Origin of the sequence: Actinomyces sp. B33 (assembly GCF_028437565.1) — a bacterium.
Taxonomy (GTDB): Bacteria; Actinomycetota; Actinomycetes; order Actinomycetales; family Actinomycetaceae; genus Pauljensenia.
On sequence record NZ_JAMRYR010000001.1, the window covers coordinates 113,090 to 127,108 of the forward strand.

The following is a 14,019-nucleotide window of genomic DNA, read 5'->3' on the forward strand; positions in this document are numbered from 1 at the left end:
GCGTCGACCGACGCCGCGGCCCCGTCCTCGCGGGGGACGAGGACGGGGCCGCGGCGGGCGCGGGGCGCTCAGCCCCGGACGCCGATGGGGGCGACGCTCACTTGACGTCCTCGTCGACCCAGTCGAAGGTCCTCGTCACGGCCTTCTTCCACAGGCGGTAGGTGCGGTCGCGCTCGGCCTCGTCCATCGACGGCGTCCAGCGCTTGCCCTCGCCCCAGTTGGCGACGACGTCCTCGGTGCCCTTCCAGAAGCCGACGGCGATGCCCGCGGCGTAGGCCGCACCCAGGGCCGTCGTCTCGATGACCTTCGGGCGGACGACGTCGACGCCGCACAGGTCGGCCTGGAACTGCATGACGAGGTCGTCGTGGGTCATGCCGCCGTCGACCTTGAGCTCCTTGAGCGGCACGCCCGAGTCGGCGTTCATCGCGTCGAGGACCTCGGCGGACTGGAAGGCCGTGGACTCCTCGACGGCGCGGGCGATATGGCCCTTGTTGACGTAGCGCGTCAGGCCGACGATGGCGCCGCGCGCGTCGTCGCGCCAGTAGGGGGCGAACAGGCCGGAGAACGCGGGGACGAAGTAGACGCCGCCGTTGTCCTCCACGGTCGAGGCGAGCTCGCCGATGTCGGAGGACTTGACGATCATCCCGAGGTTGTCGCGCAGCCACTGGACGAGGGATCCGGCCACGGCGATGGATCCTTCGAGGGCGTAGACCTGCGGCTCGTCGCCGATCTTGTAGGCGAGGGTCGTCAGCAGGCCGTTCTCGGAGAAGACGGGTTCGGTGCCGGTGTTCATCAGCATGAAGCAGCCGGTGCCGTAGGTGTTCTTCGCCATGCCCTTCTCGAAGCAGGCCTGGCCGAAGGTCGCGGCCTGCTGGTCGCCGAGGATGCCCGAGATCGGGGTGTCGATGAGCAGGCCGTTCTTGCGGCCGTACCCGTAGATCTCGGAGGAGGACTTGATCTCGGGGAGCATCGACATGGGGACCGTGAAGATCTCGCAGACGTCCTCGCGCCACTGGAGGGTGCGCACGTCCATGAGCATCGTCCGCGAGGCGTTGGTGACGTCGGTGGCGTGGACGCCGCCGTTGACGCCGCCGGTGAGGTTCCACAGGACCCACGAGTCGGTGGTGCCGAAGTAGAGGCCGCCGGCTTCGGCGCGCTCGCGGGCGCCCTCGACATTGTCGAGGATCCACTTGATCTTGGTGCCGGAGAAGTAGGGGGACAGGCCCAGGCCGCAGATGTCGCGGAAGCGGTCGGGGCCCTCGTCGCCCTCGAGCTCGCGGACGATGGGCGCGGTGCGCATGTCCTGCCAGACGATCGCGTTGTAGACCGGCTCGCCGGTGTTCTTGTCCCACACGACGGTGGTCTCGCGCTGGTTGGTGATGCCGACGGCGGCGAGGGAGTGGCGGTTGATGTCGGCCTTCTGGAGGGCATCGGCGACGACCGTGCGCACGGACTCCCAGATCTCGATCGGGTCGTGCTCGACCCAGCCCGGGTTCGGGAAGATCTGGGTGAATTCCTGCTGGCCGATGGAGACGATCTCACCAGCGTGGTTGAAGACGATCGCGCGGGTCGAGGTCGTTCCCTGATCGATGGCGAGGACGAATTTTTCTTCAGACATGGTGTCCGTTTCCCTTCTCGTTCACTTCGTTGTGTGACGGCGCGAGGGGTCCCGGGCGAGTCCGCCCGGGACCCCTCGTCAGTTGTGGCGACCGGCCGGGGTCAGGCGAGGCCGGAGGTGAAGGCGATGATCGTCGCGACGACGGCGCCGATGATCGGGCCGACGACGGGGACCCACGAGTAGCCCCAGTCGGAGCCGCCCTTGCCCTTGATCGGCAGGATCGCGTGGGCGATGCGGGGGCCGAGGTCGCGGGCGGGGTTGATGGCGTAGCCGGTGGGGCCGCCGAGCGAGGTGCCGATGACGACGATGATCAGGGCGACGCCGAGGGGGCCGATGGCGGTCTGCGTGTAGCCGGAGACCCACACCCACAGGATGAGGACGGCGGTGCCGATGGCCTCGGTGACGCAGTTCCAGCCGTAGGAGCGGATCTCCGGGCCGGTCGAGAAGACGCCGAGCTTGAGGGCCGGGTCGCAGTCCTCGTCGAAGTGCTGCTTGAAGGTCAGCCAGCACAGGACGGCGCCGCAGAATGCGCCGAGGAACTGGGCGACGATATAGATCGCGACATTCGCCGCGGTGACGGCGACGCCCCCGGCGAGCTCGACGGAGGAGTCGAACATGTGGCCGACGACCTTGGCCAGGGTGACGGCGGGGTTGAGGTGGCCCCCCGTGTCGTAGGCGACGTACACGCCGGCGAGGACCGCCAGACCCCATCCCCAGTTGATCATCAGCCATCCGCCGCCCTTGCCCTTGGACTTGGGCAGGAGGTTGGTGGCGACGACGCCGCCACCGAGGAGGAGGAGGATCGCGGTCCCGAGGAACTCGGACATGAAGATGTGTGTCGATGTCAGCTCGTGGGGAGCCATGGGAAGAAGTGTCGAGAGCATTTCCCTATGTACTTTCTCGATGCGCCATCGCATCGGATCGTTCAACGGAGAACCGCTGAAGTCCTGTGCCGGGACATCGCTGTCCGATTCGCTCCCGGGCTTCGGGGCGTCACTGCGAATCGAATCCCCACGTCGTCGAGAGCACTGGTGCGACGGGATCATTCCGGCTTGGCCGCATCCAGTATGACGCCCCTGCACATCGATTCCCCGCAAGTGAACGTGTGTGCCGCACTTTTCCACGCCCCTGAGCAAATGTGATGAGCCTCGCATCCCCGGTCATTTCCCACCGCACGTGCACGTAGAAGATCGCCCCGATGCACGCTTGTGCATGGCACACTGTGTCACGTGACAATCAGAGACGAGCAGGCCCACGAAGCCGCATCGATGTACTACCTCCAGGGGCAGACGATGGAGACCATCGCCCGTCACCTCGGAGTATCCCGCTCCTCCGTGTCCAGGCTCCTGTCCTACGCGCGCGACACCGGCCTCGTGAGGATCTCCGTCGCCGCCGCCCCCGGGCACAAGGGCACCCTCGCCGGCCAGATCTCCGAGATCTTCGGCGTCCAGGCCTCCGTCGTCCCCGTCCACGACGTCCACACCGAGGTCAACCGGCTCCACAACGTCTCCCTCGTCGCCGCCGAGCGCCTCGTCGACATCCTCGCCCCCGGCGCGACCCTCGGCATCGCCTGGGGCAACACCACCGCCGAGATCAGCCGGTGCATGCCCCGCGTCTCCTTCCCCGGATCCACCGTCGTCCAGCTCAACGGAGCCGCGACCGCCACCGAGTCCGGCATACCCTACGCGGACGCGATCATCTCCCGAATCGCCCACTCCATCGGCGGGCGGATGGTCAACTTCCCCGTCCCCGCCTTCTTCGACTACGAGGACACGAAGACCGCCCTGTGGCGCGAGCGCTCCATCCGCACCGTCCTCAAAACCATCGACCAGTGCGACATCGCCCTCTTCGGCGTCGGCTCGATGTCGGCCCGCCTGCCCTCCCACGTCTACTCCGGCGGCTTCCTCGACCCCGAGGAGCTCGCCGCCGTCCAGCGCGATGGCGTCGTCGGCGATGTCTGCACCTTCCTCATCCGCGAGGACGGCTCAACCGACATGGCCCTCAACAACCGCGCCTCCGGCCCCTCCCCCGACACCCTGCGCGCCATCCCGCGGCGCCTGTGCGTCGTCTCGGGCGCCTCGAAGGCCCTCCCCCTCCTCGGGGCGCTGCGGGCCCGCGTCGTCACCGACCTCGTCCTCGACGACGGCGCGGCGCGCGAACTCATCGAACTCGTCCGCACCCGCACGACCACCGCGAGGGGCGCGCGGTGACCTTCCGCATCCGCTACGCCCGGCCCACCGACGTCCGCGGGATCGCCGACCTCGTCCGCCCCTACGCGATGCGGCGGATCCTCGTCACCAAAGAGCTCATCGCCTATTTCGAGGACGTCCAGGAGTTCGTCGTCGCCGTCGACGACGAGACCGGCAGCCTCATCGGATGCGGGGCCCTGCACGTCATGTGGGACGATATCGCCGAGATCCGCACCCTCGCCGTCTCCCCCGAATTCCTCCACCGAGGCGTCGGCTCGGCGATCCTCGAGGCCCTCATCGAGAGGGCGATCCTCCTGGGGCTGCGCCGCGTCTTCTGCCTGACCTTCGAGGTCGACTTCTTCACCCGCCACGGCTTCGCCGAGATCACCGGGACCCCCGTCGGCGAGGACGTGTTCCACGAGATGCTCCACACGCACGACGACGGCGTCAAGGAGTTCCTCGACCTGGCCTCGTACAAGCCGAACACCCTGGGCAACACCCGGATGCTCCTCGACCTGACGACGCGGGCCGCCTGGTCCGACGCCCAGCGCTGAGACCGCCGACCCCGGGCCGACGACCGTCAGGGGCGGACGCCGCGCGGGGCGGCGAGGCGCCCACGTGGACGAGGCGACGACGACTCGTCGCCGGTCTCACGACCGAGCGGGGCCTGGGCCTGCGACAAGGGCCTCGCGCGGTCGCGCGGCCGATCGTTGGGCAGTCGCGCCTCGCGGGCGCGCTCCGGGCGGTGCGACGACCGCCGATGGCCGGCGGGCGCACGGCCGGCCCGCCCGAGGGGCCCGGGGTCCTTCGGGCGGGCCGGCCCCGCGTCACGGCAGGTAGTACGTCGGGTTCGGCAGCTTGTACGCGACATCGGCGTGCCCGCCGATGAGGTCGGAGTACTGGTCGCCGAAGTTGCCGACGATCCGGTAGCCGAGGTCGTCCTCGATGTGCTTGCGCACGGAGGACTTGAACTCGATCGTCGTGCACTTGGGCTCCGCGCATGTCACCCACGCCGGCAGCTCGGCCGCCGACGACGACGTCTTCGTGAAGTAGAGCGCGGGGTCGATCGACGGATAGCCGACCTCGTCCATATTGCGCTGGGTGACCTCCTTGAGGCTGTCCGATCGGCCGGTGAGCCCGATGATCTCGCACCCCGCGTCCTTCGCGGCGTGGACGAGTCCGACCATGCCCGGCGTCGCCGGCAGCGCGTGGTAATCGGTTTTGAGGTACTCGGTCTGCTTCTCGGGGGAGAAGGTGAATTCCATCCACTCCTCCATGTCGTAGGTCCACAGCGTCGTGTCGTCGGCGTCGAGGGTGATCGCCGGCCGTTCTCCCCGGGCGACGGCGGCCCGGCAGTTCGCGACGACCTCGGTCCGGGCCCGGTCGACGACCGCGGTGACATCCGAGATGTACGGCGATTCCGATGTATCCGCGACGTATTGGCCGAGCTTGTCGTCCTTCGTGGCGCCGTAGTAGGTGCGCAGGGTCTTCTTGACGATGTCCATGTTCGGGATCATGTGGTCCTTGACGCCCTCGCGCCTGCCGGAGGATCCGTCGGGCGCCAGTTCATAGGTCGCCTCGGGCGGAGCCATGCCGGCCGCGGCGTCCGCCGCCTCGGCCTCGGGCAGGTCGGGGCTGGGCAGGTAGTACGTCGCGTTGGGCAGTTTGATCCACGAGTCGGCGTAGCCGCCCTGGAGGTCGGACCACTGGTCGCCGAAGTTGCCGACGATCGTGTAGCCGAGGTCCTCGATGAGGTGCTGACGGGTGCCGGCCTTGAATTGGACGGTGGTGCACGTGTTGTTCGCGGTGTCGCACCGCCCCTGGGCCGCGAGGTAGTCGGGCATGGGGGCCGTTTTGAGGAACTTCGTGTAGTACTTGTCGGCGGTGAACAACGGCGCCCCGCTGTCGTCGACGTACCCGGCGTCGGCGAGGTTCTTCAGCGTGTAGTCCTTCTGCGCGTCGTTGCGCCCGGTCAGGCCGATGATGTCGCATCCGGCGGCATGGACCTTCGTGACGAGGGCGACCATGCCCGGGGTGGCCGGCATCTGGTGGTGGTCGAACCACTCCTGCTGCTTGGCGTGGGTGAAGGCGAAGTGCATCGCCCCGTCCTCCATGTCGTAGGTCCACAGCGTCGTGTCATCGGCGTCGAAGACGGCGGCGGGCTTCTTCCCGGCCTGGGCGGCGCTCGTGCAGGCGGCCGCGATCTCGTCGGCCCTGGCGGTCGTGATCGCCGTGACGTCGGCGATGTAGGGGGATTCGGATTTGTCGGCGATGCCGTCCCGTCCGGCGTTCATGTAGGCGCGGATGGTGGCGCGGGCGATGTCCCAGTTGGGAAGGTCCTCGCCCGTGGCCGTCAGGCCGGTGGTGCCGTCGGCCTTGAGGGTGAAAACGGTGCGGGGGCGCATCCAGGACTCGTCATGGTCGGAGCGGTGCTCGGGCGGTGCGGGGACTGGCTGCGTCGAGCCGTTCTGAGCGTCCGTGTCGAGGGCGGCGACGTACCGGTATCCGGCGGGGCACTGCTTGGCGGCACCGGCCTCGGCCCGATGGGGGATTGCGAGAAGAGCGGGGACGAGCACGAGGGCCAGGACGACGGCCAGGCCCGCGCGGGACCGTCGTCGCACGACGAGGGTCGCGCCGACGAGGGCGGCCCCGATCGCGAGAATGAGAACGGGGGCGACAGAGCCTCCGGTGTTCGCCAGTTCACGGACGCAGTACTCGGGGATCACTCGTGTTCCTCCTCATCGAGTTCATTAACGAGTGGGCCCACGGTACGGCAAGATCCCTGGATCGTCCAGGGGCGCGGGAACTCGACCCTCGGTGCCGAAGCGCCGATCGACGGCCGGGAGGCGCGCATGGAGACACCGGTCCGTCCCCAGAGGCGTCCGTCATGCGGTCCAGCACGGGGCGGCGGCCCGCCTCCCGCGGGATTGAACGAGGATCTGCGCGACGCGCAGGGGCCGATTCGTGGCGCTGACGCCCCTCAGCGGCGGTCCCGCAGGGCCGCGAAACCGGCGAGGAGGACTTCGAGGGCCTCGTCGAGCCCGTCGTCGGCGGGCTCCTCAGGGCCGGGCGCCGCATCCGTGCGAAGGGCCGACAGGAGCCGGGCGACGTGCGGGAACTCGGCGCTCCGGGCTTCGACAGCGTCGACAAGGCCGGCGTGGGCGCTGCGGGAGCCGTGACGCCCACGGGGAGGGACGGCCGGGCACGCGGCAGTCCGCCCGGCGGCGGCGGCCGCGTGGGAGACCGCGCCGACCGCGCGGACGGACAGCTCCTCGTCGAAGCCGGCTCGATCGAGGGCCGCCAGGGCCCTCTCCAACGGGGCGATCAGGGGGTCGATGCCGACCCGCTCCATGTCGAGGTGCTCGGCCAGGGGCCCGACGGAAACGACCGCGTTGCGCACGAGCGCCGCGTAGTCGCGCAGGGCCTGCTCCCAGCCGACGTCCTCCCCGAGCGGGGCGGCGGGGGCGCTCTCGATCGCCGCGATCATCCTGTCTGCGGCGACGAGGGCGAGCAGGCCCTTGCGCCCGCCGACATGGTAGTTGAGCGCGGTGGGGTCGACGCCGAGGGCGGCGGCGACCGCTTGCATCGAGACCCTGTCCGCGTCGATCCGGCGGGACGCGGCGATGATCTTCTCCCGGCTGAGGATCGCGGGGCGGCCCTGGCCGCGTCCCTGGGCGGACTGGTCTGCGGCGGGCATGGGCACCTCTCCGGGTCGGATCGACGGTTCGACCAGCATACTCAGTTTCTCCGGCGCCTGAAATAGGAGTCGGCGGGGAATGCGGTCGCCCACGGCCCGGCCCTCACCGAGCGGGACGGGCCGATGGCCTCAGAGCTTCTTGACGAGCGGGAAGGTGATCGTCTCGCGGATCCCCTGGCCGGTCAGCGCCATGAGGAGGCGGTCCAGCCCCATCCCCATGCCACCCGCCGGCGGCATCCCGTACTCCATCGCCATGAGGAAGTCCTCGTCGAGAACCATCGCCTCCGGATCGCCGTTGGCGGCGGCCAGCGCCTGCGCCTCGAAGCGCTCCCGCTGGATCACCGGGTCGACGAGCTCGGAGTAGGCCGTCGCCAGCTCGAAGCCGCGCACGTACAGGTCCCACTTCTCGACGACGCCCGGCTTCGACCGGTGCCCGCGCGTCAGCGGCGAGGAGTCCTCCGGGTAGTCGCGCACGAACGTCGGCTCCCACAGGGAGTCGCCGACGGCGGCCTCGAAGATCACCTCGGCGATCTTGCCCGGGCCCCAGTGGTCGGCGACGTCCTCGCCCAGCCCCTCGGCGATGCGGACCAGCTCGTCGCGCGGCGTCTGCGCGGTGAACTCGCGGCCCAGCGCCTCGGCGGTCGCCTCGAACATCGAGATCTCCCGCCACGAGCCCGACAGGTCGTAGGACGACCCGTCGGCGAGGGTGACGACCTCGGTGCCGAGGGCGTCGCGGGCGGCCTTCTGGACGAACTCGCGGGTCCGGCGGGCCATCGTGTCGTAGGAGCCGTAGGCCTCGTACGCCTCGAGCATCGTGAACTCGGGGCTGTGGGACGAGTCGGCGCCCTCGTTGCGGAAGTTCCGGTTGATCTCGAAGACCCTGTCGACGCCGCCGACGACGGCGCGCTTGAGGAACAGCTCGGGCGCGATCCGCAAGAACAGCTCGGTGTCGTAGGCGTTCATGTGCGTCGAGAACGGGCGGGCCGCGGCGCCCCCGTGGAGGTTCTGCAGCATCGGCGTCTCGATCTCGATGAAGCCGGCCTCATCGAAGTAGTCCCGGAGGGACTTGACGACCTTCGACCGCGTCCGCACCATGTCGCGGGCCGAGGGGCGCACGATCATGTCGAGGTAGCGCCGGCGGATGCGCATGTCCTCCGACAGGGACATCTCGGTCCCGTCCTCGGCGGTGTACGTCTTGGGCAGGGGGCGCAGGGACTTCGCGGCGATCCGCCAGGCCGGGACCTCCTCGCCCTCGGCGATGCCGGGGGTGAACAGACCCGCGGGGGCGGTGCCGGGGCGGGCCATGATCGACAGCTCGCCGCGGCGCGAAGAGATCACGCGGCCATGGACGAAGAGGTGATCCCCGAGGTCGACGTCGGCCTTGTAGTCGGCGAGGGACTCGAGGCCGACCTCGGCGGCGGAGAGCATGACCTGGATGCGGTTGCCCGCCCCGTCCATGAGGGTCGCGAAGCACAGCTTGCCGCCATTGCGGGCGAGCATGACGCGCCCGGCGATGCCGACCTCGTCGTCGGTCTCCTCGCCGGCCTCCAGGTGCGCGTACTTCTCGCGGACCTCGGCGATGGACGAGGTGATGGCGAGGACGACCGGGTAGGCCTCCTGACCGGATTCGAGGAGGCGGGCGCGCTTGTCGGCGCGGACCCTGACCTGCTCGGGGGCGTCGTCGGCCTCGGCGGCGGGAATCTGGATCGCGTCAGTCACCCGACCATCGTAACCGTCCGCCGGCCTCCGACGCCTTCACGAGGACGTGGTGATCGTCGCGCCGAATCCACCAGACCTCCTCCTCGACGCCGGGGTCAGCAGGTTTTCGTGTTCGTGAGATGGCGTCCGATGTATCCGATGACGATCCGGCTCTGCTCCTTGATGCGGTCCTCGAAGTACAGTCTGGGACTGATGGACCCACGGGTCTGGATCTCGACATGTTTAACCATGCGGAGCAGACCGGAGGCGTCGACCTCTTCGGGCACCTTGAAATCGCGTTCACTGCCCCACTGATTCATCGTCGTCTGCGACTCGGAGGAGCGGTAGCGCTCGGCGGAGAAGGTGTAGCGTCCCGCAGAGGAGGCACCATGGCTCAGATACTTCCTGAGATCCCCACCGAATGCTCTGCCTTCTTCCGTCGATTTGAACGCGACGTACTGATCGAGCGTCTTGAGGATCTTGAGAGTCGTCTGCAACCAGGTCGCCGACTCCTGTTGGGCGTCGAGCTCGAATGTCGGCTTCCAGTCCTGTGGCGGCACCAGATTCTTGAACATCTCATCGAAGAAAATCTCTAGCTCCTCCCAGGTATAGATCTCCCACTCCTCATAAGGATCCTTGGGGATATCCCGGGTCTCCTGGTCGCTGAGATTATGCGAGCGAATAAGCTCTTGTGCTCTTTTGAGATGGTATTGCAGCTTTCTGACCTGCTTGTCCCGCTCCTCGAGCTCGCTGTTCCTGTCCTGGACTTCGAGAAGTGCCAACTCGTATTTTTCGCAGAGCTCACGCTCCCGTTCCTTGTAAGTGTCGATGCGATCCTCGTATTGCGAGATATCCTCGGCGCGCTGCTCGTCGAGACAGCGGTTGAGCTCCTCCTCGAATCGGCCTTCGTGTTCATCGATCCGGCGGCTGAGCCTCTCAACCCTGTCACGCAACACCGCGATCGTCTCGGCGTTGCTCGAATTCTGAGCCCTCAACTCCTCGTTCTCGCGCTCGATCTTCTCGACTCTCCCTCGATCTGCCTTCGATGACACGACCGGCGCAGGATTCTGCTTCTGAGTCACGGGAAGCGGTGCGGCCGAGGGCTTCGCCGTCATTCCTGCTCTGATAGCGTCGGGCTTCGCTACGGCCCGCTGAGCCGTCGCCGACGCCTGGGCGGAACGACGCTCCACAGGGACAGCGGAGTTCTCGGGCCCAGCATCGGCGAGATGCGCGAGTGCGGATACCGCGTCCCGAGCCCCGGTCGCAGAAGCCTTCATCGTCGAATCGCCCCGGGAGAAGCGCTCGATACGAGAGGCTTGGAGGGCAACGCGATCCAGCTCGGCCGAGGCGAAAGCATCGAGGCGGCGGATGTAGCGGTCTTGCGGGAGTTCACGCGCGTGCGCACGGCACAGTCGCCCATAGAAGTCGATGAGTTCGGACTTTCTTCTCGAAAGCAACGTGCGTGGAGCGAGGAAACGATGCCTGAGTCCATCCTCGGCCGCGTCGATCCTGGCACCCGGCTTGAAGGTACGGATCGAATAGGGGCGCAGCCGATGTCCCTCGGATACTCGAGGATGTTCGTTGTAACGCCCCATCATCGCCTTGTCGAGGAGGAAGACCGCGGCCTGCCCCGAGCACTGGGAGGTGATCTCGTCGAAAATCCCCAACCACTCGGATTCGGGGACTGTCCCATCGGTTCCGCAGGCGATGATGAGCCCTCTGCGGCCCGGATCCTCGAGCGCATTGAGAAAGCCTTCAAGCTGCTCCTCGTCGTCGACTCGGATCGGGTGGTCGGATATCTTGACGCCCATGTCGTAGCAGTCGAAACCGTCGAGGATGTTCTTCACGAGCACGGGACAGGAGGCGAAATGAGGGGCCCTCGGTCGCCCGGGATCCTCAGGAGCGTCGATCTCGATCGAGACGATCACCGCGTGCGGATTCTTCGGCCGTGCCCCAATTAGGAGGGTCGTCACCCACTGCCCAACCTTCTGAGGGGGGTCGAAGTAGACGAATTTCCCGTACTGGTCGTCAGCCGGAGTCGCCCCCTTCCCGTAAATTACGCGCCCGCCGTTCGAAAGTTCTTTCTCAACCCAGGGCTCGAGCGTGTCGATCTCCTTGACGCGCTTCTTGTCGCGGATCCAGTTGAACGCCTCCCCGAGAATGACATCAATCGCATCCTGCCGAGAGATCCCCACGGAACGATCGACATTGATCTCGAATACTGTCCTGTAACTGAGCACCTCCACTCCTTCCTTCACGGATCAGGATCGCAGAGGGCACAGGCATGTGCATCCGGTTCGAGGATCAGCGCTCACCACGCACCATTAGTGACGAAACGACCCGCACAACCGTCGCTCCCCTCGATATTAGCAGCTATTCATATTCGCGCATATCGAAGTCGGCGCACATGGAAGCTGTGTACCGGCATACGTGCCCCACGTTCGCGTAAGACGGCTCGATGAGCAGTCAGACGTCGCGGGAGCAGTTCGGACCGAGCCCCGAGCAGAAGAATACGGTCGCCATGTCCTGTCTTGGAGGCCCGACTCGCACGCAGCACGGGCACCGCCCGGAGGATCGCGTTCGGGTTCTTCACCCTCGAGTGGTTCGTTCGCCGGGATCTCGCCGGCGCGTAGGGGTGGGCTCGGTCTTGCGCCTCTCTCCTCGTGGCGCTGATCCTCGATGCCGCTCCCGCGCCAGCTCGCAGCCCCACCGCCGCGACATAGCGCGGAGAATCCCCGCCCCGGGCCGGCGTCATCCCCTCCGGCGCCTCGCGGGCCGGTAGGGCGACACCGTGGGGTCGGAGTCGATCCAGAAGCGCCGGGGGAACGCCGTCCCGTCCCCTCCGAGGCCGGAGACCCCCGTGCGCGGACCGGTCCTGACGAGTCCCGGGGGGACCGGCTCGTCGGGCAGGACGAGGCTCGCCCGGCTCCCCGCGCGTCCCAGGCGCGCCCCGTCGTCGGCCCGCGTCAGGCCCAGCGCCGCGCACAGCCTCCCCGGCCCCCGCGCCAGATCCGCGTCCCTGCGGGCGGCGGGGCGGCGCGAGCGGGCCGTTTCCCCTCCCGCGACGACCTCGCCGGCGCGCAGGAGGACGGCGGACGCCCGTCCGGCGGGCCCGCAGACGATGTTCGCGCAATGGTGCATCCCGTAGGTGAAGTACACGTAGAGGATCCCCCCGGCCTCGAACATCGAGGCGTTGCGGGGCGTGCGGCCGGTGTACGCGTGCGACCCGGGGTCCTCGGCGCCCCCGTAGGCCTCGACCTCGGTCAGGCGCACGGCGACCGTCTGCGCGTCCGGGGCGCGCGGGTCGCGGACGGCGAGGACCGCGCCCAGGAGGAGCGGGGCGACGTCGACGGCGTCGTCGGCGAGCAGGTCGATCGGGTCCACGTTCCCCGCCTCAGCGGCCGGTCCCGCTCGACGCCAGTTGGAGGCTCCTGGCCCGGTCGGAGTCCTCGGGGACGGCCCCGGGGTCGTCCCCCCGCTCGACGACCCGGTTGGCCCCGTCGACGAAGACGACGGATGGGCGCCAGTCGCGCGCGAGCTCGTCGGGGACCTGCGCGTAGGCCATGACGATGACGAGGTCGCCGACGTTCACGAGGTGCGCGGCGGCGCCGTTGAGCTGGAGGATTCCCGACCCCCTCTCCCCCGCGATCGTGTAGGTGGACAGGCGGGCGCCGTTGTCGACGTCGACGATGTCGACCCGCTGGCCGGGGAGGATGTCCGCCGCGTCGAGGAGGTCCTCGTCGACGGTCACCGACCCGACGTAGTGGAGGTCCGCCCCGGTGACGGTCGCCCGGTGGATCTTCCCCTGGATCATCTCGCGCAGGACCCCGGTCATCGGCGCTCCCCCTGGTCGTCGGCGTGGAGGAGCGCCGCCCCCGTGTTGTCGATGAGCCGGGTCGTGCCGACGCGGGCGGCGACGAGGATCCTCGCGGCGCGCCCCCCGCCGGGGGCCGCGGTGGCGCGGGCGCTGTCCCGCGGGTCGGCGGGGGCGACGCCGGGGGTTGCGGCGAGGACGTCGAAGGTCTCGTCGTCGACGACGGCCGCGTAGTCGAGGTCGATGCCCCCCTCGGCGTCGATCTCGTCGACGACGCGGGCGACGAGGTCGGCGGCGGGAGCGCCCCGGGCCGCCAGGTCGGCGGCGGCGCGCAGCCCCCGCGACAGGGCGCGCGCCCGGGTCCGCTCGTCGGCGCTGAGGTACCGGTTGCGGCTCGACAGGGCGACCCCGTCGTCGTCGCGGACGATGGGCGCGGCGTGGACGCGCACGGGGATGTCGAGCTGGCGGAACACGGTGCGCAGCATCGCGAGCTGCTGGGCGTCCTTGCGCCCGTAGAGGGCGACGTCGGGGCGGACGAGGCCGACGACCTTGGTGCACACGAGGGCGACGCCGGCGAAGTGGGTGGGCCGGGAGGCCCCTTCGAGGACGCGGCCGATGGGGCCCGGGTCGATGGAGACCCGGGTGGGCTCGGGGTAGACGTCGTCGGGCTGGGGGGCCCAGACGAGGTCGGCGCCGACGCCGGAGAGGGCGTCGAGGTCGGCGTCGAGGGTGCGCGGGTAGGCGTCGAAGTCCTCGCCGGGGGCGAACTGGGCGGGGTTGACGAAGATCGTCACGACGACGTGGTCGGCGAGGGTGGCGGCCTCGCGGACGAGGCTGAGGTGCCCCTCGTGGAGGGCCCCCATCGTCATGACGAGGGCGCGGCTGCCCGTCAGGCCGGCGAGGGCGGCGGACAGTTCGGCTCGGGTACGGACCAGGGCGGGGCGCTCAGACATGGGGCCATTGTCGCGCCGCCGGGGGCCGCGGCGCATATCGAGTCGCGTCC

At 68.8% G+C, this 14,019-nt stretch carries 11 protein-coding genes; 2 read left to right on the forward strand and 9 right to left on the reverse strand.

Annotation, left to right across the window (positions count from 1 at the left end; genetic code table 11):
- Positions 1-97 precede the first annotated feature (97 nt).
- Positions 98-1,618, reverse strand: coding sequence for a glycerol kinase GlpK (gene glpK, locus M3T53_RS00530; RefSeq protein ID WP_272432473.1), 1,521 nt, complete (start codon positions 1,616-1,618; stop codon positions 98-100).
- Positions 1,619-1,719: 101 nt separating this feature from the next.
- The gene (locus tag M3T53_RS00535) at positions 1,720-2,502 is read right to left on the reverse strand and encodes an MIP/aquaporin family protein (RefSeq protein WP_272432474.1); all 783 of its coding nucleotides are present in this window, start codon (positions 2,500-2,502) and stop codon (positions 1,720-1,722) included.
- Between the two features lie 384 nt (positions 2,503-2,886).
- Here M3T53_RS00535 and M3T53_RS00540 point away from each other — a divergent pair, with 384 nt between their 5' ends.
- Both M3T53_RS00540 and M3T53_RS00545 read left to right on the forward strand, forming a co-directional pair.
- Positions 2,887-3,828 carry a sugar-binding transcriptional regulator gene (locus M3T53_RS00540; protein WP_272432862.1) on the forward strand — a complete coding sequence of 314 codons (942 nt, stop codon included), beginning with the start codon at positions 2,887-2,889 and terminating at the stop codon, positions 3,826-3,828.
- Positions 3,825-4,361 carry an amino-acid N-acetyltransferase gene (locus M3T53_RS00545; RefSeq protein WP_272432475.1) on the forward strand — a complete coding sequence of 179 codons (537 nt, stop codon included), beginning with the start codon at positions 3,825-3,827 and terminating at the stop codon, positions 4,359-4,361. The genes M3T53_RS00540 and M3T53_RS00545 overlap by 4 nt, the downstream gene beginning before the upstream one ends.
- 273 nt (positions 4,362-4,634) lie before the next feature.
- Here the strand turns inward: M3T53_RS00545 and M3T53_RS00550 are convergent, their stop codons facing one another.
- The 7 genes from M3T53_RS00550 to panC all read right to left on the reverse strand — a co-directional run bounded on the left by M3T53_RS00550 (position 4,635) and on the right by panC (position 13,969).
- On the reverse strand, positions 4,635-6,533 hold the full coding sequence (locus tag M3T53_RS00550) for an HAD family acid phosphatase (RefSeq protein ID WP_272432476.1): 1,899 nt from the start codon (positions 6,531-6,533) through the stop codon (positions 4,635-4,637).
- Between the two features lie 254 nt (positions 6,534-6,787).
- Positions 6,788-7,504, reverse strand: a complete 717-nt coding sequence (locus M3T53_RS00555; protein ID WP_272432477.1) for a TetR/AcrR family transcriptional regulator C-terminal domain-containing protein — start codon at positions 7,502-7,504, stop codon at positions 6,788-6,790.
- Between the two features lie 129 nt (positions 7,505-7,633).
- Positions 7,634-9,223: a lysine--tRNA ligase gene (locus M3T53_RS00560; protein WP_272432478.1), complete on the reverse strand. Its 1,590-nt coding sequence runs from the start codon at positions 9,221-9,223 to the stop codon at positions 7,634-7,636.
- A 95-nt stretch (positions 9,224-9,318) separates the two neighbouring features.
- The gene (locus tag M3T53_RS00565) at positions 9,319-11,442 is read right to left on the reverse strand and encodes a hypothetical protein (protein ID WP_272432479.1); all 2,124 of its coding nucleotides are present in this window, start codon (positions 11,440-11,442) and stop codon (positions 9,319-9,321) included.
- Between the two features lie 511 nt (positions 11,443-11,953).
- A complete protein-coding gene (locus M3T53_RS00570; protein WP_272432480.1) occupies positions 11,954-12,586 on the reverse strand; it encodes a DNA-3-methyladenine glycosylase in 633 nt (210 codons plus the stop codon).
- Positions 12,587-12,596: 10 nt separating this feature from the next.
- Positions 12,597-13,037 carry an aspartate 1-decarboxylase gene (gene panD, locus M3T53_RS00575; RefSeq protein WP_272432481.1) on the reverse strand — a complete coding sequence of 147 codons (441 nt, stop codon included), beginning with the start codon at positions 13,035-13,037 and terminating at the stop codon, positions 12,597-12,599.
- Positions 13,034-13,969: a pantoate--beta-alanine ligase gene (gene panC, locus M3T53_RS00580; RefSeq protein WP_272432482.1), complete on the reverse strand. Its 936-nt coding sequence runs from the start codon at positions 13,967-13,969 to the stop codon at positions 13,034-13,036. The genes panD and panC overlap by 4 nt, the downstream gene beginning before the upstream one ends.
- Positions 13,970-14,019: the final 50 nt, after the last annotated feature.

Bases quoted from the DNA above. Each gene is read 5' to 3' on its own strand.
- glpK (WP_272432473.1), bottom strand. From the start codon at position 1,618: ATGTCTGAAGAAAAATTCGTCCTCGCCATCGATCAGGGAACGACCTCG.
- M3T53_RS00535 (WP_272432474.1), bottom strand. From the start codon at position 2,502: ATGCTCTCGACACTTCTTCCCATGGCTCCCCACGAGCTGACATCGACA.
- M3T53_RS00540 (WP_272432862.1), top strand. From the start codon at position 2,887: ATGTACTACCTCCAGGGGCAGACGATGGAGACCATCGCCCGTCACCTC.
- M3T53_RS00555 (WP_272432477.1), bottom strand. From the start codon at position 7,504: ATGCCCGCCGCAGACCAGTCCGCCCAGGGACGCGGCCAGGGCCGCCCC.
- panD (WP_272432481.1), bottom strand. From the start codon at position 13,037: ATGACCGGGGTCCTGCGCGAGATGATCCAGGGGAAGATCCACCGGGCG.
- panC (WP_272432482.1), bottom strand. From the start codon at position 13,969: ATGTCTGAGCGCCCCGCCCTGGTCCGTACCCGAGCCGAACTGTCCGCC.